This is a genomic window from Enterobacter cloacae complex sp. XAL002 (assembly GCF_049236805.1).
Lineage (GTDB): Bacteria > Pseudomonadota > Gammaproteobacteria > Enterobacterales > Enterobacteriaceae > Enterobacter > Enterobacter intestinihominis.
In genome coordinates, this window is sequence record NZ_JBMKJN010000004.1 from 21043 (window position 1) to 45122 (window position 24080).

Consider the following 24080-nt stretch of genomic DNA (forward strand, 5'->3'; position numbering starts at 1 on the left):
ATCAAATCCCCCACTTTGGAATCGGATGGTCGCCCATGGAGATACAGACGTTTTTCATCTCCGCGAAGACCTCAAAGCTGTACTCGCCGCCCTCACGCCCGGTGCCGGAGGCCTTCACGCCGCCAAACGGCTGGCGCAGGTCGCGCACGTTCTGGGTGTTAACGAACACCATGCCCGCTTCAATGTTGCGCGCCAGACGCAGCACTTTGCTGACGTCCTGCGTCCAGATGTACGACGCCAGGCCATACTCCACGTCGTTTGCCAGGCGCAGGCCTTCCGCTTCATCCTTAAACGGCAGCAGGCAGGCCACCGGCCCGAAGATCTCTTCCTGCGCCACGCGCATGCGGTTATCGACATCCGCCAGCACGGTCGGGCGCAGGAAATTGCCGCCTTTCAGGTGCGCAGGCAGATCGGTCGGTTTGTCCGGGCCGCCCGCCAGCAGGGTTGCCCCCTCTTCAATGCCGAGGCGGATGTAGCCGGAGACCTTCTCCCAGTGCTGCTTGCTAATCAGCGCGCCAATCTGGGTGTTCGGATCGGTCGGGTCGCCCACGCGCAGGCGGCTGGCGCGCTCGGCAAAGCGTTTGACGAACTCCGGATAGATGCTCTGCTGGATGAAGATGCGCGAGCCGGCGGTGCAGCGTTCGCCGTTGATGGAGAAGATGGTGAACAGGGCGGCGTCCAGCGCGCGCTCGATGTCGGCGTCTTCAAAAATCAGCACCGGAGATTTGCCGCCCAGCTCCATGGAATACTTCTTCAGCCCGGCGTTTTTCATGATGTTACGCCCGGTGGCGGTGCCGCCGGTGAAGGAGACGGCGCGCACGTCATGATGACGCACCAGCGCGTCGCCCGCCGTGGCGCCATAGCCCTGCACTACGTTCAGCACGCCCGCCGGAATGCCCGCCTCCAGCGCCAGCTCGCCCAGACGGTCGGCGGTCAGCGGGGAGAGCTCGGACATCTTCAGCACCGCGGTGTTACCCAGCGCCAGGCACGGCGCGACCTTCCAGGTGGCGGTCATAAACGGCACATTCCACGGCGACACCAGCGCACAAACGCCTACCGGCTGCACGAGGGTGTAGTTGAGCATCTTGTCATCGACCGGGTAGGTTTTGCCGTTCATCTGCTGGCACACCTCGGCGAAGAACTCAAAGTTGTGCGAGGCGCGTGGAATGAGCACGTTTTTGGTCTGGTGGATCGGCAGGCCGGTGTCGGCGGTCTCCATCGCGGCAATGTCCGGCACGTTCTGGTCAATCAGATCCCCCAGGCGACGCATCAGGCGCGCACGCTCCTTCATCGGCAGGTTGGCCCATTTCGGGAACGCCTCTTTGGCGGCGGCAACGGCCTGATGGATTTCGGCTTCGCCGCCGGAGGCCACTTCTGCCAGCACCTCGCCGGAGGCCGGGTTAGTGGTTTGGAAGTACTCACTTCCGGCGACGTTTTTCCCGTTGATCCAGTGGTTAATCTTTTTCATTTTGCAGTCTCCTCACTGACAATTCGGTTTACCAGGCGGCCTACGCCTTCCACTTCCACTACCACCTCATCGCCCGGCACCACGTCGGACAGCCCCTTCGGCGTGCCGGTGGCAATCATGTCGCCCGGTTGCAGGGTCATGAAATCGCTCAGATACGCAATCAGGAATGGGATGCTGAAAATGAGATCGGCGGTGGTGCCTTCCTGACGCAGTTCACCGTTGACGTAGGTGCGAAGACGAAGGTTGTGCGGGTCAGGGATGGCTTCTTTTGGCACTACGTTCGGGCTGATGGGGGTCAGCCCGTCGCGGCTTTTCACCCGCAGGTTCGGGCGATAGTAGTTTTCGAGATAATCGCGGATGGCGTAGTCGTTGCACACCCTGTAGCCCGCAACATAGTCCATCGCCTCGGCTTCGCTGACCTTACGCGCGGTTTTACCGATGACCACCACCAGCTCGGCTTCGTAATGCATGTATTCAATGTTGTTTGGGCGCACCGAGGTCTGGTTGTCGCCGTTAAAGGTGTTCGGCGCTTTGATAAACACCAGCGGCTCGGTGGGCGGTTTGAAGTCCAGCTCGCTGGCGTGATCGGCGTAGTTCAGGCCGAGGGCGAACAGCGTGGCGTGCGGCGGCGTGCGCGAAGCGATGGTAACGTCGCGTTCCTCCACCACCGGGTTTTCCAGCGGCGGAAATCCCTCTGCCAGAATGCGTACCCGATCGCCCGGGCGAATTTCGACGCGGCTTTGCGGTGTACCGAGCAATATCGCATCGCCGGGGTTCAGGGTGGCAAATTCGCTCAGGGCGCTCAGCAGTTCGGCGGCGTTGCGGTGCAGATCGGCCGTGTTCCAGTGGTCCGCTTCGCGACCGTTGATCTCGGTGATGATGGTCAGGTTGTCCACGTTATCAACGGCGACAGGTTCGCCGAGCGGGCAAAATCCATCCCGGCATTTGGCTTTAATAGCCGGGCGGTAGAAGCTCTCTTCCGGCAGGCTGATTTCGTTGGCCAGCGCGTAGCCAGCGATGTACGCCGCCGCCTCTTCAACGCGTACTTTGCTGGCGGTTTTGCCCACCACCAGCGCCACCGTTGCGCCGCTTAACACGGTTTCTCCCTGCGGGAAGGGAATCGGCTCGCCTGCGCGAATAACGGTGTTACGTGGCTTGATAAACCACACCGCCGTTTTTGGCGGCGCGTTATAGGGGGCTTTTTTAAACGCCTCAGCCCAGGCCGCACGCTGGCTTTGGTGGTTTAGCGCTACGGCAAAAACAGTACCTTTCATTCCCATACTCCTCAAACCGGCTGTCCGGTTTTGATTTCATTAATATATTAATGATCTGGTTTTATGCTTTTGCTGTTCGTTTCGCAATCAGAAGTGAATAATTTGTGATATGAATAACAATAAATTTACACCAATGGGTTAATTATCATTTAAATCAATGCATTAAAAAAATGACGTTGTTTCTGTTAGACTTTTTGGGTTACAACGTGTTGTCTATAAAAGCATCTGTTTTAAATTGTTTACTTGTTAATGATGTAAGGGGAAGGTGATGCATGACTCATTAACCATCGCGCTGTTGCAGGCGCGTGAAGCGGCGATGGGCTACTTCCGCCCGATAGTGAAACGGCATAATCTGACCGAACAGCAGTGGCGTATCGTCCGCGTGCTGGCCGAGCATCCCTCCATGGATTTTCATGATCTGGCGTTCCGCACCTGCATTTTGCGCCCAAGCCTGACCGGCATTCTGACGCGGATGGAGCGCGACGGTCTGGTGCTGCGCTTAAAGCCGGTGAATGACCAGCGCAAGCTGTACGTATCGCTGACGAAAGAAGGCAACGCGCTGTACCAGCGTGCTCAGGCTCAGGTGGAAGAGGCGTACCAGCAGATTGAGGCGGAATATACCCCGGAAAAGATGAAGCAGCTCACGGCGCTGCTGGAAGAGTTTATTGAACTCGGAAACCGACATATTGCCGCGCGGGACGAAGAGTAAAAACCCTAAAATCCAGGATGATTTTCGTAAAGTTTTCCCTTTCCAGGCCGAAAATTCTGTATCTGTCTGAGGAAAGAGAAAACATGTTAAATCGTATCAAGATTGTCACCAGCTTACTGCTGGTTTTAGCGATATTTGGCCTTTTACAACTCACATCCGGTGGTCTTTTCTTCAATGCCCTGAAGCATGACAAAGAGAATTTCACCATTCTGCAAACCATTCGCCAGCAACAATCCACCCTGAACGGTAGCTGGGTGGCGCTGCTGCAAACCCGTAACACCCTGAACCGCGCGGGTATCCGCTACATGATGGATCAGAACAATATCGGCAGCGGCTCAACCGTCGCCGAGCTGATGCAGATTGCCTCTGCGTCTCTGAAACAGGCGGAAAAAAACTGGGCGGATTACGAAGCACTTCCGCGTGACCCGCGTCAGAGCGACGCTGCGGCACTGGAAATCAAACGTAATTACGATATCTACCACGGCGCGCTGGCCGAGCTGATCCAGCTGCTGGGGGCGGGCAAGATCAACGAGTTCTTCGACCAGCCGACCCAGAGCTATCAGGATGGCTTTGAGAAGCAGTACGTCAGCTACCTGCAACAAAACGACGCGCTCTATCAGACCGCGGTTGAAGACAGCAACAGCTCTTACCGCCAGGCTATCTGGGTGCTGATTAGCGTGCTGGCTGCGGTGCTGGTGGTGATTGTTGCCGTCTGGCTGGGTATTCGTCAGGCACTGATTTCGCCGCTGAACCGTCTGATTGACAGCATTCGTCATATCGCCAGCGGCGACCTGGTGAAGCGCATCGACGTGGAAGGCTCCAACGAGATGGGTGAACTGGCTGACTCCCTGCGCCATATGCAGGGCGAGCTGGTGCGTACCGTGGGTGACGTGCGTAACGGCGCAAACGCCATTTACAGCGGTGCGAGCGAAATCTCGATGGGCAATAACGATCTCTCATCCCGTACCGAGCAGCAGGCTGCCTCTCTGGAAGAGACCGCCGCCAGCATGGAACAGCTGACCGCCACAGTGAAGCAGAACGCCGAGAATGCCCGTCAGGCGAGCAACCTGGCCCTGAGCGCATCCGAAACCGCGCAGAAAGGCGGGAAAGTGGTGGATAACGTGGTGCAGACCATGCGCGACATCGCCGGCAGTTCGCAGAAAATCGCCGATATTATCAGCGTGATCGACGGGATTGCTTTCCAGACTAATATTCTGGCGCTGAACGCGGCGGTAGAAGCGGCACGTGCGGGCGAGCAGGGCCGCGGCTTTGCGGTGGTTGCAGGTGAAGTACGAAACCTGGCGCAGCGCAGCGCCCAGGCGGCTCGCGAGATCAAGAGCCTGATTGAAGACTCCGTGGGGCGCGTGGAGTTGGGTTCAACGCTGGTAGAAAGCGCCGGTGAAACCATGGGTGAGATCGTGAATGCGGTAACGCGCGTGACGGACATCATGGGCGAAATCGCGTCTGCGTCTGATGAGCAGAGCCGCGGTATCGACCAGGTGGGGCTGGCGGTGGCTGAGATGGATCGAGTGACCCAACAGAACGCCTCGCTGGTGGAAGAGTCTGCGGCGGCCGCGGCGGCACTGGAAGAGCAGGCGAGCCGTCTGACGCAGGCCGTTGCGGTGTTCCGTATTCAGCAGGAACAGATGAAGGCGCGCGAGTTCGCCTCCGCGAAAAGCGTTGCCGCACCGGTAGTGGCGCGTAAACCGGCGACCGCAGATGCGGGCGATAACTGGGAAACGTTCTGACGGTGTGGGTTTTGCCGGGTGGCGGCTACGCCTTACCCGGCCTGCGTATTGTGCAATTTGCCGGGTGGCTTCGCTTTACCCGGCCTGCGGAATTGGGTTTTGTAGGCCCGGTAAGCGCAGCGCCACCGGGCGATTTTACAGAGGCAGGCGCATGGCGCAGCGGGAACCATACGCTAAATCGTGCGCCGTCTCTTCTTCACGTTTCTGGCGCATTTCCGGCGTCAGCGTCGTCATCATTTCAAACCCTAATCGCCTGTAGTAGGGCGCGTTCCACGGGACATCACGAAACGTCGTTAACGTCAGCGAGGTTAGCCCCAGCGTGCGGGCATGCTCTGCGACACGGTTAATCAACCGGCGTCCGAGACCTCGTCCCTGCCAGTCCAGATGAACCGAAAGTTCCACAATAAACAGCGAAGATGGCTGGGCTTCGGCGAGAATAAAGCCCACGGGCCTGCCGTCAGCCAGCGCCAGCCAGCTTAATCCGCGTCCGGCGTAACCGAGGTGATCTTCAACGGAAATAACCTCGCTGTCTGCCAGCCAGGCCAGCTCAGGAACGTCGCGAAATCGCTGCCCCGCCGCGCGTTCAATGGCGGGCAGGGCAGCGACGTCGTCGATGCGCGTCGGGCGAAGGGTGAACGCCGTCATCAGCCAGCGCTGCTCACAATTTTAATCTCCACCATGCCGATCCCCAGCTTGCGCGGAGCGTGACCGAGAATATTCCCTTCGTTAGTGGACTGCGGCTCGGGCGGCACAATGACCAGCGTATTGCTGCGCGTGGGGTTAACGAAATGCAGCGTGCTGGTGGTGACATCATTGCTCAGCGTCAGCATCTGTTCTTTATCGCCGACGCGCACCGGCACAGGACGGTTTGCGTTGGGACCAAATGCCCTGGCGGTGATCACCAGATCGAATTTCTCCGGCAGCGGATGGGTATACTCAATTTTCACCTCATCACCTAACTGCGCGTTAGACCAGCGCCCCCACGATTCGGGACGTGAAATACCGCTGAACTGCTTCACCTCTTCAGGCGCGCCGGCAACGTTAAAGATAAAGCTGTCAGCTTTATAACGAATGTCGTTGTCGACGATTTTCAGCAGGTCTACGTTGCGCTGATAGCGTGCGGTATCAATAACCGTATCTTTAAACGCGGTTTTCCCCTGCCACTGCGTTTTATCAACGTGTTGCACGGTCTGCTCGCCACCGAGTTGCCCCTGAGAGACGCACCAGTCGGTGGACAGTGACAGCTCTTGTGACCAGAGCTGGCCCATTTTGTAGCATTTATCGACCCAGACGAAATTATCGCGCGGGGCGAATTCCGCCAGCTGGAAGCGCAGTGGCGCGGAGTATTCGCTTTCCGGTAGCGGCTCGACGCGGTTATCCGATACGCGCAGCAGCAGAGGCAGGCGGAAATGGCTGCCGGAGAACGCGATCATTTTTTTATCCTGATCGATGGTGAAGTCGTTTATCTCTTTCGGGAAGTTCCACAGGCGAATGATATCCGGCTTCCAGGCGAGGATTTTTTCCTTAATGTTGAGGAAGATTTCCGACAGGGACTGGCCCGACAACGTACTGCGGCCCAGGCCAATGAAGTTATCGCCACCCAGAATATCCAGCACGGTGGCGCCGTTATCCATCGAGTTACGTTTAGCGGCAATGATCTCCTGCTGCGGTTTATCGCCGCGCAGCACAAAGAACAGGTTGCTGCGATCCAGCTTATTCAGCTCATCCCAGGCGCTGTTTTTCATCGCCAGATGGTCAGATGAGACGACGATGACCGTATTTTTGAAATACGGCGACGCTTTGATTTTCTCGATTAACGCCGCGATATGTTCCTGGCTACAGGTCACAGCGCTGAACGACTTGTTGTTTTTACCGTCAATGTCGTAGCCCTGACGTTTACAGGTGCGTGAGACGAAACCATCCGGATGATGCGTGTCGACGGTCAACGCAAACAGCGAGAAGCGTTTACCGGCGCGGGAAAGCTCCTCGAATTTCTTCCAGGTTTCATCCAGAACGGTATCGTCGTAAAAGCCCCAGTCGTTGCGGTAGGCCGGATCGGCGACCGTGGTTTTCAGCTCTTCGGAACCATATAAGTGATCGAAACCGTGGGATCTCAGGAACACATCTTTCCCGGCAAAGCGCAGGTTAGCGCCCTGCATAAAGTAGTTTTCATAGCCTGAGTTTTTCAGGATATCGCCGAGGCAAATGTTCTGCGGGAAGAAGCTCGACATCGAGGCAGAGGCGTTGCCTTCAAACGGGGCGAACAGGGGAATGCCGCACTGGGATGCCACCATCCCGGCGATGGTGTAATCCGTGCCAGGCAGTTGCATGGTGTGGCTGAAGTCGAGGCCCTGGTTTTTCAGCGCGCCGAGCTCTGGCGTCAGGTTCGGGAAAGCATCGTTGTCAAACCAGGTGCGTTCCAGACTTTCGCCGTAGATATAGACCAGGTTGAGTTTGGGGTTATCGATTTTCTTCGAGGGTTCTTTGTAATAGGCCACAAAGTCCGGATCGCCATCGCGCGACTGGGATTTTACCAGCTCGGTAATTTGATGGAAGGCCGGGCTGGCATCCACGGAGGCCAGCGCCAGGCACAGCGCCAGCAGGCTGTAGCCATGATGATGCGGACGGTGACGGCGACGGCGCAGAACCCAGGCCAGCGCGGCGAAGATGCCCACCAGGGCGACCACCAGCCCCAGACCCGGAAGGATGTACTTACCCACACCTGCGCCGGTCAGACTGTTGGTCAATGTGTAGAGCACCGCGTCGTTAATACCGTCGCCGGTAAAGTAATCGCTGGCATATAACGTAATGTTTAAAACAATAAAAATACCGAGCACCACCAGGGTGGCCACAAACCACCAGGTGTGACGACCGGCTTTCCAGGCATAAACGCCGATGGAAGCCAGGAAAAGGACAAGGGACATTAACTCTGACAACAGCAGATCCTCATCATGCCGGACGCTTAGCCGGCTAATTGCTTATTTTTTGGGTAATACAATGTAATTGCGATGTCGCTTAGCTGCAATTTTAGTGTCACGAAAGTGTGCTGTTGTTAGGATTTGGTTTATAAAATCGGATTTTTGAATAAAGTCGCATCGTGGCATACGGAGGCTGAGGTGGTGGCAGGGGGTAAAAAAACGCACTTCACGCCGCGGTATAAGACTAATGTAATAAACGCGGCGTGTTGTGGCAGAAAAAGGGGGACAATCAGGAGAGGAAATTAACGCCTTGTTTCAGCACCAGATCGCAGGCTTTCGTTTTCACCTGTTTCGCCAGAGATGAATTTCCAAGGGTGCTGAGGTTCAGCTGCTGACCATTTTGCGCGTTCAGCAGGCCCTGAATACCGTCCATATAGTTGGTGTCCGCTTTCTGCTCCTGGGTGTCCAGTCCCAGTTTACCCAACACTTGGTTTTTGATGTTTTCGGTATCGGTGACGGAAGCCAGTTTCTGCTTCGCGCAGTATTCCAGAATACCCGCGGCGTTGTTCATCGTTCCGGCACTCAGGCTTTGGGAGCTGTTGCCCAGCAGGCCGGTGAGGGACGAGGCTGACAGCCCGCCCTGGGACGTGCCGCTCTCTTTGGTTAACTCACTTGCTGCGCTGGAGAGCGACTCCTGCCATGATGCGGCCTGCGCTGCGCCAGTCACCAGCAGGGCGCCAGTAAGGATGCTGATAAGAAATTGTTTTTTCATAATGATTTACTCAACAAGGTCCGTTTTGGGCCAGAAGTGGGTTCAGTATATACCTCTGCTCTTCCGGCGCTCCCTGGAAATATCTTAATACTCTTTGCCGGTGACGCGGCTGCGGTAGCTGTCCCAGTCGAAGATGACGTACAGGCTGTTACCCAGCTTCATGCGATCCATCACCCGCTCGCCAAGAAGTCGGGTCATCTCGTCGATATTGTGGTTCGTCAACATACCGGTTGGGCGTTTTGACGACGAACGGCGATCGACAATCTGGTTGATGATCACTTTTTCGTAGCGGGACTCCGTCTGGACACCGATCTCGTCGATGACCAGCAAATCCACGTTACTTAAATCATTTAGCAACTGTTCTTCGCTGGTTTCGCGATTACTGAAGGTGTCTTTCATGGCGGACATAATATCGGCCACGGTGATAATCAGCACTGACTTCCCGCGCAGCAGCAGCTCGTTGCAGATAGCGGCGGCGAGGTGATTTTTCCCGGTGCCGGGTTTTCCGCTAAAGATGAAGCTGGCGATGTTGCCGTCAAATTCATCCACGTACTGGCGCGCCTGGTTAAGGGCGTTCATCTGCCCCTGAGACTCGACCTTATAATTCTCGAAGGAGCAGTTCTGGTGCAGAGGGCGAATGCCCGAGCGGTTAAAGGTGCGCTGCATTTTCATCGCGCGGTTTTCGCGGGCGAGGGCAGCCGCGCGAATTTTACCCTGCTCTTTTTGCCATGCCAGCAGCTCTTCACCGGTGGTGAAGGCGGGCTTCACGTTGGCAGGCATCATCTTCTGCAAACGTTTCATCAGGTCGCCGACGTTTTTCATTTCGCACCTCGGAATCCATCAGGGATTTTTTTGTCCGGTTCTGAAAAAGCATTGATATCACGTTTTGGCTGGCCGTTGTTGCTGGCGCGGTTGATTTGCAGACTGCGCGCGAATTTTTGCTGCCACTGAACATGGTGGAAGACTTTTCCTTCAGCTTGCCAGTATGCGGTAAAGGCTGCCAGCTCTTCCGGTGTTGCGGGCTGCGAGAGGGCTATTCCCCATAAGGCCGCCTGCCGCTGAAAATCGGCGTCCGGCTGCCAACCGGCGTACATGGGAAATTTCCCCATTGGAACGGCCACCGGGGCGCTGGCGGGTTCGTCAAAAAACTGATTATCCAGCATGACATCGCTTGCCGGGCGCGACAGCTTCTCTTCAATTTCCAGAAGCTGCGCCAGACGTTCCGGCGTGACCGCATAAAACGCCGGGGCGTTGTCGGCAAATACCGCGAGCGTGCCGCCTTCGGCGTGCGTCAACACACCGCGAGGATCGCGCATAAAGGCATCAATGCCAGCAATGCTGGTGGTCAGAATTCTGGAGGACATAACACTTTCTCAACTGATTACTACGGGCGTGATTGAGGGTTATGGTAGCACAGAGAGAGGGGAGGAAAGGAGAGGATTTCCCCGGTGGCGTTACGCTTACCGGGGCTAAAATCACAGGGGCTGGTTACGCGATGATGTTCAGCGTCACGTCGATATTGCCGCGCGTCGCGTTAGAGTACGGACAGACGATGTGGGCCGCATCCACCAGTTTTTTGGCTTCCGCTGCGTCCATCCCTTCAACGTGGATGTTAAGCTTCGCTTCGATACCAAAACCGGTTGGCAGCGGGCCAATCCCTACTTCGCCTTCAATAAAGGCGTCTTTTGGCAGAGCGAATTTATCGCGTGCCGCAACGAACTTCATTGCGCCCAGGAAGCAGGCGGAGTAGCCCGCAGCGAACAGCTGTTCAGGGTTGGTTACTTCACCCCCCATGCCGCCCATCTCTTTTGGCACACCCAGTTTGACATCCAGAACGCCATCGGAAGACGTGGCGCGGCCATCACGGCCTCCGGTTGCTTTGGCTTTGGCAGTGTAGACAACTTTTTCTAAAGACATGGCAGGTTCCTCATCTTACGTTTATATGCGCTATTAAATAGCGCGCGATGTTTTAAGTTAAAATTAGACGCGTAAAGTACAGCCTTACGCGCGATGCAGCTGTTGGCGCAAACTTTCGAGCTGTTGCTTGAGCGCCAGCATGGTGTCGGTATCACACTGCGCTGCACAGCCCACGGCGTGGGGTATCGTCACGGCCTGCTGTTGCAGCGCCCGACCCGCGTCGCTCAGGGTGACGGCGACCTGACGCTCATCCTGACGGGAACGCTGGCGGAGGATCAATCCTGCGCTTTCCAGGCGTTTCAGCAGGGGAGTCAGCGTGGCGGAATCCAGGAACAGCCGCTCGCCAATGTCTGACACCGTAATATCATCCTGTTCCCAGAGCACCAGCATCACCAGGTATTGCGGGTAGGTCAGATTAAGCGGCGCCAGCAGTTGCCGGTACAGCTTGTTAAGCGCCAGATTTGCCGAATAGAGGGCAAAACAGAGCTGGTTATCCAGCAGAAGCGCGTTGGTGGTGTCGTTCGTTTTTGCGTCCATGAAATGAATATAGATAGTGCGCGATACAATTGCAAGCGATTTTATTATACGCGTGGACGTTTGCGGTAAAGCCATAAGCCGGGGATCGACAGGCCGATGGAGAGCGCACCCACGATCGACGAGGCTTTAAGGAAGTTGCTCAGGAGCAGGATCATCTGGGGTTCGCTGTAGCCAAAATGGCTGATTTTGACGGCGGAGATCATCGCCGTATAGGCTGAAATGCCCGGGAACATAGGAATCACTGCCGCCACGGTGAATACCTTCGGGTGCGCCAGATACCAGCGGGACCACTGAATACCGATGCTGCCAACCAGCATGGAGGCGATAAACGTCGACCATTCAATATTAAAGCCCGCTGTCATCATGATCATACGAGAGCCGTGGCCAATGGCACCCAGCAGCGCACACCAGGGTAATGCACGCTGTGGGACGTTAAACACCATCGCAAAACCAACGGCGGGAAGGGCAGACAAGAGCATGTCCTGTGCCAGTGCGAGCATAAAATCCATCACGCCCATCCGCGTAACCCCCAGAGTGTCATGGCCATTACCACCCCGATACAGGTCGCCAGCGTCAGCAGGCTGGCTATCGCCCAGCGTGCCAGACCGGTGTTGATATGGCCTTTGAACATATCAGCGACGGCATTAATTAAGGGAAAACCTGGCACCAGCAGCAATACGCTGGCGGCCATCGCAACAGTAGGCGTGCTGGCGAAGTAGGGCTGGCGCAAAAGCAGGCCGGATACGGTTGTCGCCACAAATGCCGTGATGCAGAAGTTAATTTGCGGATGTAGCTGTCTGTGCGTCAACAGCTGGCGGACATACATTGCGATGCTGCTGGCAAAGAAGGTCACGACAGCGCCGTCCCAGCCGCCCGCGTTGAGCTTGCAGAAGCAGGCGCAGGACAGTCCCACCATTAGCACAACCAGCCAGCGCGGATACCGGAGGGGTTTGATTTGATTGAAACGTTTTTCTATCTCCCGGAGATCGAGCAGCTTGTGTTCAGCAAGGATCACGATGTGCTGCACTTCCGTCACGACGTGCATGTTAATGCCGCGGTCATGATTTTTACGGGTGGAGGTCAGGCACTGTCCGTCTTTAATGGTGGTCAGCACAATGGCATTTGACGAGATGGAACTCTCAACGCTGTCCATCCCCAGCGCCAGCCCAAGGCGTGTGGAGAGCTCTTCGACGAGGGCGCTTTCTGCGCCGTGCTGTAAGAGAAAAAGCCCGCACTGAATACATAGCCGCGTGGTGGCACGTTGCGTAGACCGATCTGCCTGCATGAAACGCCCTGAAGAGAAGAGAGATTGCTTACTTTTAACACAAAGTGCAGGGCCCTTTGCGCTGGGCCAGATCAACATTTGTGCGATCAGTGGCGCGATGGGGGCGGAGGAAAGACAGCATTGTTATTTATTTAATGAATGTGAAATTAGGATTTATAAAAACAATATATTAAGTATTTCTAATTTCATATTTTCGATCTTTTCACGCAATTTGAATTAAATTTAAATGGTCTTTATGCGATATTAGGCCTGTATTGGGCGTTTCTTAACCCATGTGATATTTGTTCTATTTTGCGAGTATTAACCCGTTTGTACTTCGGAATGCAAACGTGTTTAACCTTGCAGGGTTAGTTCGTTCTTAAATAAAGAATTCATGACAGGGAGGGTCTATGTTGCCATTGAATGGTAAACACGGAGTGGTGATCAGCAGAGTACCGGTTATGCAAAATGGGTTAGGTGGCGTCATGTCGCGTCATTTTCCCGATTTTGAGATAACGTACTGCCGTTCGATGCAGGAGTTGACGTTATTACAATTGCGTCGCGCTGGGGTCGTTATTGCCGATATTTCGGGTGAGTATCGTAATCCACGCGGCACGCTTGAGCAATATTATGGGTTAATGAATCAGTACCGGGATATTCACTGGATATTCCTCGTTTCGCGCCCCCTTTATCCACTTGCAGTAGAGCTTCTTATGCGTCCGGAAAGCACGCTGCTTTCGGATATGGAACCCATCGAAGGCGTAATTAACGCTATTCGCGCGGGGAGTGAACGTGCCGAGCGAATAAGCCAGACGTTATTGATACCGGAAAATCCTGATATTGAAGAGGAGAGTGAGCAAATGATTGCGCTTACCCACTCTGAACGCAAGGTGTTGCGTTTGTTAGGTAAAGGTTGGGGAATCAACCAAATAGCCACGCTACTTAATAAAAGTAATAAAACGATCAGTGCACAGAAAAACAGTGCAATGCGTCGCTTATCACTTCGCAGTAATGCCGATATGTACGCGTGGATAAGCAGTACCCAGGGAATGCGAGAACTCAGTTTAATGTCGGCTTATGGAGAGTTTGAGGAATGGAAAAGACCACTGCAACAAAACATATCGCCGTCATCGAAAGCTGCTCAATGAGCGCTATGGGGCTGAAGCATCTTTTTGCGATGCCCGCCCTGAGCCATTACCAGGTGCACCTGTTTGCCAGATTTGACAACTTCAAAACGGCGCTCTCGGAAATATCATTCTTTGCCGTAATTTATTCATTGTCCGATGAGCGTGAGGAGCGGCGAAACTGTCTGGCCTGTTTGCGGGATCTCACCTTCACCCACAGCGACGTCAAGCGTATCGTGCTGGCCTCTGATGAAATGGAGGCGAGACTGGTCAGCCATCTTTCGCCTTCTCGCTTACATGGAATTATCAGTAAATCGGTTCCGCTGAAGCAGTTAATGGAGGGGCTGGAGACATTACTCAGCGAAACGCATCACGTGAACGACAACGTGTACAATCACTGGTGTGTGAGCCAGCATCGTATGCTAAGCCCAACTGAAAGGGCGATTCTGCGATATATGTCATCGGGTTTTTCGATCCCTGAAATTGCGGCACAGCTTGAACGCAATATCAAAACCATCCGTGCGCATAAGTTTAACGCAATGGTAAAGCTGGGCGTCAATTCTGATGTGGGATTACTGGATGCGGCAGATATCCTGGCGCATCTCCCGGTCAGGGAAATTCGCCGTTCCGCTCTCACCGTTCCTTCTTTCTCGTAGTGTTAAGTGATGCGCCAGAATTTTTCTGGCGCAACGTTCAAATACAGACATCAACCCATTTTGCTGCGGTCAGTTCCGCCATTCTGTCGGGCGATATACGCACCGCACTGTGGATGGCGCCCGCTGCGGGTAACACTTCGGCGTACTGTTTTAAAGTGATGTCACAGTAAACAGAGAGCGGATTTTCCAGTCCAAAAGGGCAGACGCCGCCAACAGGATGACCCGTCAGGGTTACTACCTCATCGCAGCTGAGCATGCGGGCTTTTGCGCCGAATGTCTCTTTGAGCTTTTTGTTATCCAGACGCGCATCGCCTTTTGCAACCACCAGAATCACATCATTTTTAATTTTCAGTGACAGCGTTTTGGCAATTTGGCCGGGTTCAACGTTGTGCGCGGCAGCAGCAAGGGCAACAGTCGCTGTGCTTTGGTTAAGCTCGATGATTTCTATATCCGGAGCGTGTTCGGCGAAAAACTGCTGTACAGACTGCAAACTCATTGATTCCTCCTGACAAATATCTTCCGTAATCTGTCATAAGAATTTAGTCGCTGTAAATATCCCTTAAGTAACAAATATCCGTCAGGGGCGATTTCTGGATCGCCTTCACATTCACAGAAACCGGTTACAGTAACCGGTTGCAGAGCGTGATGCAGAGATTAATACTGAGTGTGTAACTTCCCCTGTATCTAATAATAAGAGCTAATTATGAAACCATTCCGTTTGAGCAGTACCGCAGGTACACGATCCGGCAAGGTTGTGACGCTGATGTATGGAACAACGTGTGACGTGAGAACGTCCGAAACGAACGTCTGACAGGAGATCTGCTATGTCTGCCAACCATGCTGCATTTAATCTGATTTTCCGCTTCGTTGAAAATTATGTCAGCCCTATTGCCGGGCGCATCTCTTCCCAGCGTCACGTTATGGCGATTCGTGACGGGTTCATCTCGGCAATGCCGTTTATGATTGTCGGGTCGTTTTTATTAGTGTTCGCTTACCCACCTTTTTCGCCAGATACCACCTGGGGCTTTGCCCGCGCCTGGCTGGATATGGCGAAGCAGTTTGAAGGTCAAATTCTGACGCCGTTTGATATGACGATGGGGGTGATGTCCCTCTATATCTGTGCGGCTATCGCCTACAACCTGGGCAAACATTACGTTAAAACCCATCAGCTGGATCCGTTCATGTGCGCGATGCTGTCGCTGATGGCGTTCCTGCTGGTCGCCGCGCCTAAAACCAAAGGCGCCTTACCGGTTGATAGCCTTGGAGGGACCGGGATTTTCACCGCGATCCTGGTGGCGATTTACTGCGTTGAGATGATGCGTTTCCTGAAAGCACACAATATCGGGATCCGCCTGCCAGACCAGGTTCCGCCGATGATCAAAAACTCATTTGACCTGCTGATCCCGGTGCTGGTGGTGGTGCTGACGCTCTATCCGCTGAGTCTGTTGATCCAGTCGCAGTTCGGTATGCTGATCCCACAGGCCATCATGTCGATATTCAAACCGCTGGTCTCTGCGGCGGACTCGCTACCAGCGATCCTGCTGGCGGTGCTGATTGGCCACCTGCTGTGGTTTGCCGGGATCCACGGTGCAGCGATTGTCTCGGGTATGCTGCAAATGTTCTGGCTGACGAACCTGGGGGCGAACCAGACCGCGCTGGCGGCGAGCCTGCCTTTACCACACATCTTTATGGAAGCCTTCTGGACGTTCTTTATTGTGATCGGTGGGTCAGGAGCGACGATGGGGCTGGTGTTCTGTTACCTGCGTAGCCGCTCCGCGCACCTGCGCTCCATTGGACGTCTGAGCGTGGTGCCAAGCATTTTCAATATCAATGAACCGGTGATTTTTGGTACGCCGATTGTGATGAACCCGGTGTTCTTTATTCCTTTCCTGCTGGCGCCGATGGTCAATGCCGTGCTGGCATGGGCAGCGATGAAGTTTGATCTGATTGGCCGCGTGATTTCCGTTGTGCCGTGGACGGCACCGGCTCCGGTTGGTGCCGCCTGGGCGCTGGGCTGGGATTTCCGTGCAGCCATTCTGGTGCTGGTTTTGGCCTGCGTTTCCGCCATTATCTATTTCCCGTTCTTCAAGGTGTACGAGAAACAGTTGCTTCAGCAGGAAGCGGAAGAAGCACAGCGTAATGGGGAAGAGGAAAATCAGCAGGTCGCTTAGGTAAAAGCAAAACGGCAACGCAGGTTGCCGTTTTTAGTGTTTGTTCCCTTTCTCTGCGGGTTTCAGGCAGGGCCAGACTACTTAAGCGTGCAATCGCCGCACTGCTGGACATCCGGCAGACGGTAGCGCTGACAGCAGGTACGACGCACCAGAAGTCCCTCACGCGGAACCACGGTGCGGTAAAGAGGGTTATCCCGCCCATCCGACAGCTGTCTGGCAAAGAAACAGCTCTGACGCAGCGCATCCACTTTCTCGTCGCCGAGCAGCGGCTTCATCTCCGTTAAATACCAGTGGATAAGATACCCGGTATTACTCCAGATCAGTTTGCCGTTGATCTCCCCCGTCGCTTCCAGCGCATCAATGACCGGAACCAGCGCTCTTGTAATCAGTCGTTCCATACGCGCCTGCGCTGACAGGTGACTCGCGCTCGGATCTTCGTGTACATCAATCCAGAAACAGGCGGCGCGTCCGGTCTCATGGAATTCGACGTGGAAATGTTCCGACGAGAGATCGAGCATCGTTTCCTGGGTCAACAGGGCCAGCATGACAGGCGGCACCATCAGCCCGATATACCATTGTGCCCAGAGGGAAAGCAGCGGTTTATTTTCCCGCGCCAGCGTCGGTTGGTTACGATAAATATGGTCGGAATAGGTTGCCAGCAGTGACCGCAGCTCGGCAGGTCGTTGCCACTGAGTCAGCGTCAGAGCATGATGCGGCGGTGCTTCATCCAGTTTGATGAAATCCAGCAGATGGGCGCGTGTTACGGCGATTTTTTCCCGAATGGCATCCGCAAGCGTCGTTTCTCCGGCGGAGAGTGGTGCTCCCCAGAGCTGTGGCTCAACGATGTGTGCGGTACGAGTCGCCATAGTGTGGATTACAAATCTAAATGATAATGATTGCCAATCCTAACTATAGATAAAACCGAGCGCAAGCGTTTTATCCTGGCGCTGTGAAGGCGGTTTCAGGCGATATGAAGCTCGTCGCTCAGCAGAATGCTGTTGCGTCCCATATGCTTGGCTTCATAGAGGGCTTTATCGGCTTTCGCCAGTGCGCCATCAACGTCTTCACCTTCGAACATGGCGATGCCAATGCTGATGGTCACGTTAGTGGCGACGCTTTCGTTAAACATGTGGGGGATTTTGAGATCGTAAACCTTCTGACGTATGCGTTCAGCTGTCTGGCGCGCTTGCTCCAGTGGGATGTTACTTAACAGCACCATAAATTCTTCCCCGCCAAACCGGGCGACAACATCGCGTGAGCGCACGGCGTCGCGGATCGCAGCCGAGACCCTGATCAAGGCCTGATCGCCCATCATATGGCCGTAATGATCGTTGTAGGCTTTGAAATGGTCGATATCCATCAGCAGCACAAAGTGCTCGCCAGCGTCAGGCCTGGGGAGGTTCTCAAGCCGGCTTTGCAGCCCGCGACGGTTATATAGGCCGGTGAGCGGGTCCATCATGCTGAGATCGGTCAGGGTTTCACGCTCTTCGAGCAGTTCGGAAAGCAGCTCCTGGGCGAAACGGTCATTACGCCGCTGAAGAACATGATGGATACCAATGGCGACCACCGGCAGCGCGAAAAAATAGGCCATTCTCAGCCAGTTTTCGGACGGGCTAAGCCACAGGCAGGATATAAAAGCGGGAAATGAATGTAACGTAAAGGCTTTAATATTACTGGCGAAAGCCAGAGACCCTATAAAAAGCACTGTTAATAGCGCCATCATTAAATAGGTTGCGTGATCGTGCGTTATTAACAGAAATTTTGAGACGATCTGCCATGCCCATAAAAACCCAAAAATAGCTGAAACAACAGGGATATTTATTTTTCGCGTGCTGTTTTTCCAGTGCCAGATAAGTAAGCCAGTGCTGACAGTCAGTACGGCAAACAGGGGGACTGATAACACACGAATGGAATAGAGAGGGTTTGTTACCGAGAACAATGCTGATGCAGCGTTCAGAAATAAAAATAAACGTAAAGAAAGCTGATATTTCTTGTTGACTAAGGACAGCCAGGATTGTGATGTCATATGCGTGCGTTTTTATTAAAACTCAATTAAAACAATGAGCAAGATGTTGTTATGCAATATTGGTCGCTACAAAATTGAATTTTTATTATCAGAAAAACGTTATCGGAAGTTAACAGGTGGGCAATTTATCACCTTACACATTCTCTGTCATTATGGGAAAGCAATTGCTGGCGCAATTTCTTACGTCGCATGCTGACAAGTGATAATTACTATCATATGATACTGGTTATCATTATCAGTGCGAGAGGTGAAACCATGTTGAGCAAAGCGCTGGGAAGTGGGTGGGGAATATTGCTGCCTGGTTCCATTATCGGTGGGCTGATGTTTGCCGATCTTCCCATTGATGTCTGGAAAGCAATGATTGTTTCGGGCTTGCTGGTGACATCCGCGATGATCTGGCACAAACAGTTACGGCATTACGTGCTGTTGCCATCATGCGTTGCGCTAATCAGTGGACTGCTGGTGATTCTGATGAGTTTGAAATAAAAGGGAAAAACAAGAGGTACTGCTGAAGGGATGTAAGATAATTGGTGCGAGGGGGGGGACTTGAACCCCCACGTCCGTAAGGACACTAACACCTGAAGCTAGCGCGTCTACCAATTCCGCCACCTTCGCACAGTCATCTTACTGGTTTGATATCGCCTCGTTGGTGCGAGGGGGGGGACTCGAACCCCCACATCCTAAGGACACTAACACCTGAAGCTAGCGCGTCTACCAATTCCGCCACCTTCGCCCAGTGCGAGCAATATCAACGTGATTTATGGTGCGAGGGGGGGGACTTGAACCCCCACGTCCGTAAGGACACTAACACCTGAAGCTAGCGCGTCTACCAATTCCGCCACCTTCGCATACCATCGACACTGTAAAAGTATCGTAACCACGGAGGCGCATTCTAGATGTTTTCAGCTTTACGTCAACAGAAAATTGCGCACGTTGTTTTGATTGCTGCAAAAATGGGCGATGGCAGCGTCAGCCATCGCCGGGCAGGGGAATTACTTTTTCGCCTGGCGCGTCATCACGGTGCGATACACCTTAAAGCGGCCTGTCTGGGCGATCACTTCGTGGAAGCCGAAGGTTTCATCCAGCACTTTCGGATACGCCAGGAAGGCATTCGCCACAATACGTAGCTCACCGCCGCTGTTAAGGTGACGGGTTGCGCCACGGATCAGCGTTTGCGCCGCTTCAAGGCTGGTCTCCATCCCGTCGTGGAACGGCGGGTTAGAGATGATCATGTCAAAGCGACCGGTCACGTCGGAGAAGACGTTGCTGGCGATCACTTCGCCTTCAATGCCGTTCGCAGCAAGCGTGGCGCGGCTGGCTTCTACGGCCGGGGCGCTCACGTCACACAGGGTTAAACGCACTTTTGGTGAGTGGCTGGCGAGAACCGTTGACAGCACGCCCGCGCCACAGCCGACATCCAGCACCTTGCCCTTGGTGTGCGGCGTCAGGGTGGACAGCAGCAGCTTGCTGCCCGTATCAAGCGCGTCACGGCTAAACACACCCGGCAGGGTTTTAATGGTCAGGCCGTCAAGCTGGTACTCGTCCCAGAAGGTGTTGGCATCAAAAATGGTCTGTTTTTCCAGACGGCCATGATACAGGCCGCAGCGTCGGGCGCTGTCGATTTTCGTCAACGGCGCGTAGCCTTCGAGCATCTGCTCTGCGCTTCGCACCCCGCTGCGGTTCTCACCGACGACAAAAATATCGCAGCCGACCGGCAGCAGAGAAAGCAGGTTCATCAGCTGGAACTGGGCTTCCGGTTTGTTCTTCGGCCAGTAGTAAATGAGCGTATCGCAGTCAGCAATATCGCTCTGCTCCGCCACAAGGCTAAAGCGTGCGCGCTCGCCCATCTGGCGGCTCAGCACCTGCCAGTGGTGGTAGTATTGGGTGTGGGCACGGCTTTCAGCACAGTCGAAACGTGCGGGCAGGTCATCCTGCATATCTCCGGCAAACAGAATACGGCTTTCTTCGAAATCATCACTGTGACGCAGCAAGACTTCACTTGCCGGGGTAAATGCAGACATGAATTGTTCCTCAATAAACTCAGGCGGGGATTATAGTAGGTAGATGGCGCAGTTTCGACACATTTGCTATATTTGCGCGCCTGAGAGACAGGAGTTTTCGCTATGACATCCCGACGAGACTGGCAGTTGCAGCAGCTGGGCATCACCCAGTGGGCTTTGCGTCGCCCGACGGCGTTGCGGGGCGAAATAGCCATCTCCATCCCTGCGCATGTCCGCCTGGTGATGGTGGCAGAAGCGCCGCCTGCCCTGAACGAACCCCTGATTGAGGATGTCCTTCGCACCCTGAAGGTGACAAACGATCAGGTATTACAGCTGGCGCCCGAAAGCGTCGCGATGCTTCCCCCTGACAGCCGCTGTAACAGCTGGCGAATCGGGGCGGTGGATGAGCTACCTCTTGAAGGAAGCCAGATCAGCTCGCCAGCGCTGGACGAACTGAAAGCCAACCCAAAAGCGCGTAGCGCGCTATGGCAACAAATTTGCGAATATGAACACGATTTCTTCCCTCACGACGGCTGACCTGGCCACCGCGTTCGCGATTGAAACACGCGCCCATGCCTTTCCGTGGAGCGAAAAGACGTTTGCCAGCAATCAGGGCGAACGCTATTTAAATCTCCGCCTGGACGTTGACGGTGCGATGGCCGCGTTCGCCATCACGCAGGTCGTTCTGGACGAGGCGACGCTGTTTAATATCGCGGTCGATCCCGCTTACCAGCGCCGCGGGCTGGGCAGGGATCTGCTTGAGCACCTCATTCGTGAGCTGGAAACCCGTGACGTTTTCACCCTGTGGCTGGAGGTGCGCGCGTCCAATGTCGCCGCCATCGCGCTCTATGAAAGCTTAGGCTTCAACGAGGCGACTATCCGCCGTAACTACTACCCCACCGCAGAGGGACGTGAAGACGCCATTATCATGGCTCTGCCGATTGGATAACGAAAATAAGGTTGTAACGATGAAATGGGACTGGATTTTCTTTGATGCCGACGAAACGCTGTTTACGTTTGACTCGTTCGGCGGCCTACAGCGGATGTTTCTCGACTATAGCGTGACGTTCACCGCGGAAGATTTTCAGGACTATCAGGCGGTGAACAAGCCGCTGTGGGTGGATTACCAGAACGGTGCCATCACCGCGTTACAGCTTCAGCATCAGCGTTTTGACGTCTGGGCTGAACGGTTAAACATCAGTCCTGGGGTGCTGAACGAGGCCTTCCTGAATGCGATGGCGGATATCTGCGCGCCGCTGCCCGGCGCCGTTTCTCTGCTGGATTCGCTGAAAGGGAAGGTGAAGCTTGGGATCATTACCAACGGCTTTACCGCGCTTCAGCAGATCCGCCTTGAACGCACTGGCTTGCGCGATCATTTCGACGCGCTGGTGATCTCCGAAGAGGTAGGCGTGCCGAAGCCGGATCCGCGTATTTTCGATTATGCGCTGGCGCAAGCGGGCAATCCTGACCGCGATCGCGTGCTGATGGTGGGGGATACGGCAGAATCTGATATTCTGGGAGGTATGAGATCGGGCCTGTCGACCGTCTGGCTGAATGCGCATGGCCGCACGCTGCCGGAAGGCATCGAGCCGACCTGGACCGTAACGTCATTGAACGAACTGGAGCAGCTCCTGTGTAAACAATGATTGCCTGCCCCCTGTTGATGGGTAAAATAGCCGCATTTTTCGTATTCCATGATGCGCGGCCTGCTGCCGCGCTTACCTAAGAAGAATTGATTATGACGTTGTCTCCTTATCTGCAAGAGGTGGCCAAACGCCGCACTTTTGCCATTATCTCGCACCCGGATGCCGGTAAAACGACCATCACCGAGAAGGTGTTGCTGTTCGGACAGGCGATCCAGACCGCGGGTACCGTTAAAGGCCGTGGCTCCAGCCAGCATGCTAAATCCGACTGGATGGAGATGGAAAAGCAGCGTGGTATTTCGATTACCACCTCCGTGATGCAGTTCCCGTATCATGACTGCCTGGTGAACCTGCTGGACACCCCGGGGCACGAAGACTTCTCCGAAGATACCTACCGTACCCTGACGGCGGTGGACTGCTGCCTGATGGTGATCGACGCCGCGAAAGGTGTTGAAGATCGTACCCGCAAGCTGATGGAAGTCACTCGTCTGCGCGATACGCCGATCCTTACCTTTATGAACAAACTCGACCGTGACATCCGTGATCCGATGGAGCTGATGGATGAAGTGGAAAACGAGCTGAAAATCGCCTGCGCGCCAATCACCTGGCCGATTGGCTGCGGCAAGCTGTTCAAAGGGGTTTACCACCTCTATAAAGACGAAACCTACCTGTATCAGACCGGTAAGGGCCACACTATTCAGGAAGTCCGCATCGTGAAAGGGCTGGACAACCCGGAGCTGGACGCCGCTGTCGGTGAAGAGCTGGCCGCGCAACTGCGCGATGAGCTTGAGCTGGTCAAAGGCGCCTCTCACGAGTTCGACAGAGAGCTGTTCCTGAGCGGTGACATTACCCCGGTCTTCTTCGGTACTGCACTCGGCAACTTCGGCGTTGACCATATGCTCGACGGTCTGGTTGAGTGGGCCCCGCAGCCGATGCCGCGTAAAACCGACACCCGCGTAGTAGAAGCGAAGGAAGAGAAGTTCTCCGGCTTCGTCTTTAAAATTCAGGCCAACATGGACCCGAAACACCGCGACCGCGTCGCCTTTATGCGCGTGGTTTCCGGTAAGTACGAAAAGGGCATGAAGCTGCGTCAGGTGCGTATTGGTAAAGACGTAGTGATCTCCGACGCGCTGACCTTCATGGCGGGCGACCGTTCGCACGTGGAAGAAGCCTATCCGGGTGACATCATTGGTTTACACAACCACGGTACCATTCAGATCGGCGATACCTTCACGCAGGGCGAGATGATGAAGTTCACCGGTATCCCGAACTTCGCGCCGGAACTGTTCCGTCGCATTCGCCTGCGCGATCCGCTTAAGCAGAAGCAGCTGCTGAAAGGCCTGGTCCAGCTTTCGGAAGAGGGGGCTGTACAGGTGTTCCGCCCTATCGCCAACAACGATCTGATCGTGGGCGCGGTGGGTGTGCTCCAGTTTGACGTGGTAGTTGCCCGTCTTAAGAGCGAGTACAACGTGGAAGCGATTTACGAATCGGTGAACGTGGCGACCGCGCGCTGGGTTGAATGTTCAGACGTGAAGAAATTCGAAGAGTTTAAGCGTAAGAACGAAGTTCAGCTGGCGCTGGACGGTGGCGATAATCTGACCTATATCGCCCCGACTATGGTTAACCTGAACCTGACGCAGGAACGTTATCCCGACGTTCAGTTCCGCAAAACGCGCGAGCATTAATTCCCTCACAGAGCACGGCAGCCGCCGTGCTCTTCTTTAATTCCAGTGTTATTAAACCCTTGCGGAATGTTCTTAATTCAACGTAATTTTTCGCTATTCGTTCGTTTTTTCCCCAATTCTGAATGCACCCCTCTGATTGTGATCTATATTTAACTCAGTGTTTAGCAC

General features: G+C 54.5%; 25 protein-coding genes and 3 tRNA genes. 10 read left to right on the forward strand and 18 right to left on the reverse strand.

All coding sequences use genetic code 11. The features are described 5' to 3' along the window. Position 1 precedes the first annotated feature (1 nt). Together hpaE and hpaG are read right to left on the reverse strand one after the other, a co-directional pair. The gene (gene hpaE / locus ACOT0L_RS04700) at positions 2–1468 is read right to left on the reverse strand and encodes a 5-carboxymethyl-2-hydroxymuconate semialdehyde dehydrogenase (protein ID WP_022646959.1); all 1467 of its coding nucleotides are present in this window, start codon (positions 1466–1468) and stop codon (positions 2–4) included. Continuing rightward, positions 1465–2742, reverse strand: coding sequence for a 4-hydroxyphenylacetate degradation bifunctional isomerase/decarboxylase (hpaG, locus tag ACOT0L_RS04705; protein ID WP_126502845.1), 1278 nt, complete (start codon positions 2740–2742; stop codon positions 1465–1467). The genes hpaE and hpaG overlap by 4 nt, the downstream gene beginning before the upstream one ends. 268 nt (positions 2743–3010) lie before the next feature. On the opposite strand from hpaG, the gene hpaR reads away from it, so the two are divergent. Together hpaR and tsr are read left to right on the forward strand one after the other, a co-directional pair. Then, positions 3011–3451 carry a homoprotocatechuate degradation operon regulator HpaR gene (hpaR, locus tag ACOT0L_RS04710; protein WP_006810239.1) on the forward strand — a complete coding sequence of 147 codons (441 nt, stop codon included), beginning with the start codon at positions 3011–3013 and terminating at the stop codon, positions 3449–3451. 83 nt (positions 3452–3534) lie between these two features. Continuing rightward, positions 3535–5199 carry a methyl-accepting chemotaxis protein gene (gene tsr, locus ACOT0L_RS04715; RefSeq protein ID WP_023305399.1) on the forward strand — a complete coding sequence of 555 codons (1665 nt, stop codon included), beginning with the start codon at positions 3535–3537 and terminating at the stop codon, positions 5197–5199. A gap of 135 nt (positions 5200–5334) precedes the next feature. Here tsr and ACOT0L_RS04720 read toward each other — a convergent pair whose 3' ends face one another. The 9 genes from ACOT0L_RS04720 to ACOT0L_RS04760 all read right to left on the reverse strand — a co-directional run bounded on the left by ACOT0L_RS04720 (position 5335) and on the right by ACOT0L_RS04760 (position 12628). Beyond that, complete coding sequence (locus ACOT0L_RS04720) at positions 5335–5844, reverse strand: GNAT family N-acetyltransferase (RefSeq protein ID WP_126502844.1); 510 nt, start codon at positions 5842–5844, stop codon at positions 5335–5337. After that, the gene (gene opgB / locus ACOT0L_RS04725; protein ID WP_126502843.1) at positions 5844–8135 is read right to left on the reverse strand and encodes a phosphatidylglycerol--membrane-oligosaccharide glycerophosphotransferase; all 2292 of its coding nucleotides are present in this window, start codon (positions 8133–8135) and stop codon (positions 5844–5846) included. The genes ACOT0L_RS04720 and opgB overlap by 1 nt, the downstream gene beginning before the upstream one ends. A 271-nt stretch (positions 8136–8406) precedes the next feature. Beyond that, on the reverse strand, positions 8407–8889 hold the full coding sequence (locus ACOT0L_RS04730) for a DUF2501 domain-containing protein (protein ID WP_022646964.1): 483 nt from the start codon (positions 8887–8889) through the stop codon (positions 8407–8409). A gap of 84 nt (positions 8890–8973) precedes the next feature. Then, positions 8974–9711 (reverse strand): DNA replication protein DnaC, encoded by a 738-nt coding sequence (gene dnaC, locus ACOT0L_RS04735; RefSeq protein ID WP_003856580.1) that lies wholly within the window; start codon positions 9709–9711, stop codon positions 8974–8976. Continuing rightward, on the reverse strand, positions 9708–10253 hold the full coding sequence (dnaT, locus tag ACOT0L_RS04740) for a primosomal protein DnaT (protein WP_023299265.1): 546 nt from the start codon (positions 10251–10253) through the stop codon (positions 9708–9710). Before dnaT ends, dnaC begins: the two co-directional genes overlap by 4 nt. A 124-nt stretch (positions 10254–10377) precedes the next feature. Beyond that, on the reverse strand, positions 10378–10806 hold the full coding sequence (locus ACOT0L_RS04745; protein WP_003856578.1) for an organic hydroperoxide resistance protein: 429 nt from the start codon (positions 10804–10806) through the stop codon (positions 10378–10380). Between the two features lie 84 nt (positions 10807–10890). Then, entirely contained in the window at positions 10891–11343 is a 453-nt protein-coding gene (locus ACOT0L_RS04750) for a MarR family winged helix-turn-helix transcriptional regulator (protein ID WP_022646966.1), read from the reverse strand. 44 nt (positions 11344–11387) lie between these two features. Beyond that, complete coding sequence (locus tag ACOT0L_RS04755; protein WP_032621429.1) at positions 11388–11861, reverse strand: threonine/serine exporter; 474 nt, start codon at positions 11859–11861, stop codon at positions 11388–11390. Then, the gene (locus tag ACOT0L_RS04760; RefSeq protein WP_017383842.1) at positions 11852–12628 is read right to left on the reverse strand and encodes a threonine/serine ThrE exporter family protein; all 777 of its coding nucleotides are present in this window, start codon (positions 12626–12628) and stop codon (positions 11852–11854) included. Before ACOT0L_RS04760 ends, ACOT0L_RS04755 begins: the two co-directional genes overlap by 10 nt. A gap of 389 nt (positions 12629–13017) precedes the next feature. Here ACOT0L_RS04760 and ACOT0L_RS04765 point away from each other — a divergent pair, with 389 nt between their 5' ends. Beyond that, complete coding sequence (locus ACOT0L_RS04765; protein ID WP_022646969.1) at positions 13018–13755, forward strand: helix-turn-helix transcriptional regulator; 738 nt, start codon at positions 13018–13020, stop codon at positions 13753–13755. Beyond that, positions 13752–14387, forward strand: a complete 636-nt coding sequence (bglJ, locus tag ACOT0L_RS04770; RefSeq protein WP_126502857.1) for a DNA-binding transcriptional activator BglJ — start codon at positions 13752–13754, stop codon at positions 14385–14387. Before ACOT0L_RS04765 ends, bglJ begins: the two co-directional genes overlap by 4 nt. A 37-nt stretch (positions 14388–14424) precedes the next feature. On the opposite strand, the gene ACOT0L_RS04775 is transcribed toward bglJ, so the two are convergent. After that, positions 14425–14883, reverse strand: a complete 459-nt coding sequence (locus ACOT0L_RS04775; protein ID WP_022646971.1) for a YbaK/EbsC family protein — start codon at positions 14881–14883, stop codon at positions 14425–14427. A gap of 328 nt (positions 14884–15211) precedes the next feature. On the opposite strand from ACOT0L_RS04775, the gene ACOT0L_RS04780 reads away from it, so the two are divergent. Then, positions 15212–16558, forward strand: coding sequence for a PTS cellobiose transporter subunit IIC (locus tag ACOT0L_RS04780; protein ID WP_006810218.1), 1347 nt, complete (start codon positions 15212–15214; stop codon positions 16556–16558). Positions 16559–16635: 77 nt separating this feature from the next. On the opposite strand, the gene fhuF is transcribed toward ACOT0L_RS04780, so the two are convergent. Then, positions 16636–17424, reverse strand: a complete 789-nt coding sequence (fhuF, locus tag ACOT0L_RS04785; RefSeq protein ID WP_126502842.1) for a siderophore-iron reductase FhuF — start codon at positions 17422–17424, stop codon at positions 16636–16638. Between the two features lie 95 nt (positions 17425–17519). Then, positions 17520–18584 (reverse strand): GGDEF domain-containing protein, encoded by a 1065-nt coding sequence (locus tag ACOT0L_RS04790; RefSeq protein ID WP_126502841.1) that lies wholly within the window; start codon positions 18582–18584, stop codon positions 17520–17522. 216 nt (positions 18585–18800) lie between these two features. On the opposite strand from ACOT0L_RS04790, the gene ACOT0L_RS04795 reads away from it, so the two are divergent. Beyond that, positions 18801–19070, forward strand: coding sequence for a DUF1435 domain-containing protein (locus ACOT0L_RS04795; RefSeq protein WP_026080652.1), 270 nt, complete (start codon positions 18801–18803; stop codon positions 19068–19070). A gap of 42 nt (positions 19071–19112) precedes the next feature. Here ACOT0L_RS04795 and ACOT0L_RS04800 read toward each other — a convergent pair. From ACOT0L_RS04800 to rsmC, 4 genes are all read right to left on the reverse strand, one after another. Then, positions 19113–19199: transfer RNA gene (locus ACOT0L_RS04800), tRNA-Leu, on the reverse strand. A 32-nt stretch (positions 19200–19231) separates the two neighbouring features. Beyond that, positions 19232–19317: transfer RNA gene (locus ACOT0L_RS04805), tRNA-Leu, on the reverse strand. 28 nt (positions 19318–19345) lie between these two features. Next, positions 19346–19432, reverse strand: a tRNA-Leu gene (locus ACOT0L_RS04810). A 144-nt stretch (positions 19433–19576) separates the two neighbouring features. Beyond that, positions 19577–20605 (reverse strand): 16S rRNA (guanine(1207)-N(2))-methyltransferase RsmC, encoded by a 1029-nt coding sequence (gene rsmC, locus ACOT0L_RS04815; RefSeq protein ID WP_058677755.1) that lies wholly within the window; start codon positions 20603–20605, stop codon positions 19577–19579. A 102-nt stretch (positions 20606–20707) separates the two neighbouring features. Here rsmC and ACOT0L_RS04820 point away from each other — a divergent pair, with 102 nt between their 5' ends. The 4 genes from ACOT0L_RS04820 (at position 20708) to prfC (ending at position 23912) form a co-directional block, all read left to right on the forward strand. Next, on the forward strand, positions 20708–21121 hold the full coding sequence (locus tag ACOT0L_RS04820) for a DNA polymerase III subunit psi (protein ID WP_022646978.1): 414 nt from the start codon (positions 20708–20710) through the stop codon (positions 21119–21121). Beyond that, on the forward strand, positions 21090–21533 hold the full coding sequence (gene rimI / locus ACOT0L_RS04825; RefSeq protein ID WP_022646979.1) for a ribosomal protein S18-alanine N-acetyltransferase: 444 nt from the start codon (positions 21090–21092) through the stop codon (positions 21531–21533). The genes ACOT0L_RS04820 and rimI overlap by 32 nt, the downstream gene beginning before the upstream one ends. 19 nt (positions 21534–21552) lie before the next feature. After that, complete coding sequence (gene yjjG, locus ACOT0L_RS04830) at positions 21553–22230, forward strand: pyrimidine 5'-nucleotidase (RefSeq protein ID WP_022646980.1); 678 nt, start codon at positions 21553–21555, stop codon at positions 22228–22230. Positions 22231–22322: 92 nt separating this feature from the next. Further along, entirely contained in the window at positions 22323–23912 is a 1590-nt protein-coding gene (gene prfC, locus ACOT0L_RS04835) for a peptide chain release factor 3 (protein ID WP_046619833.1), read from the forward strand. Positions 23913–24080 lie beyond the last annotated feature (168 nt).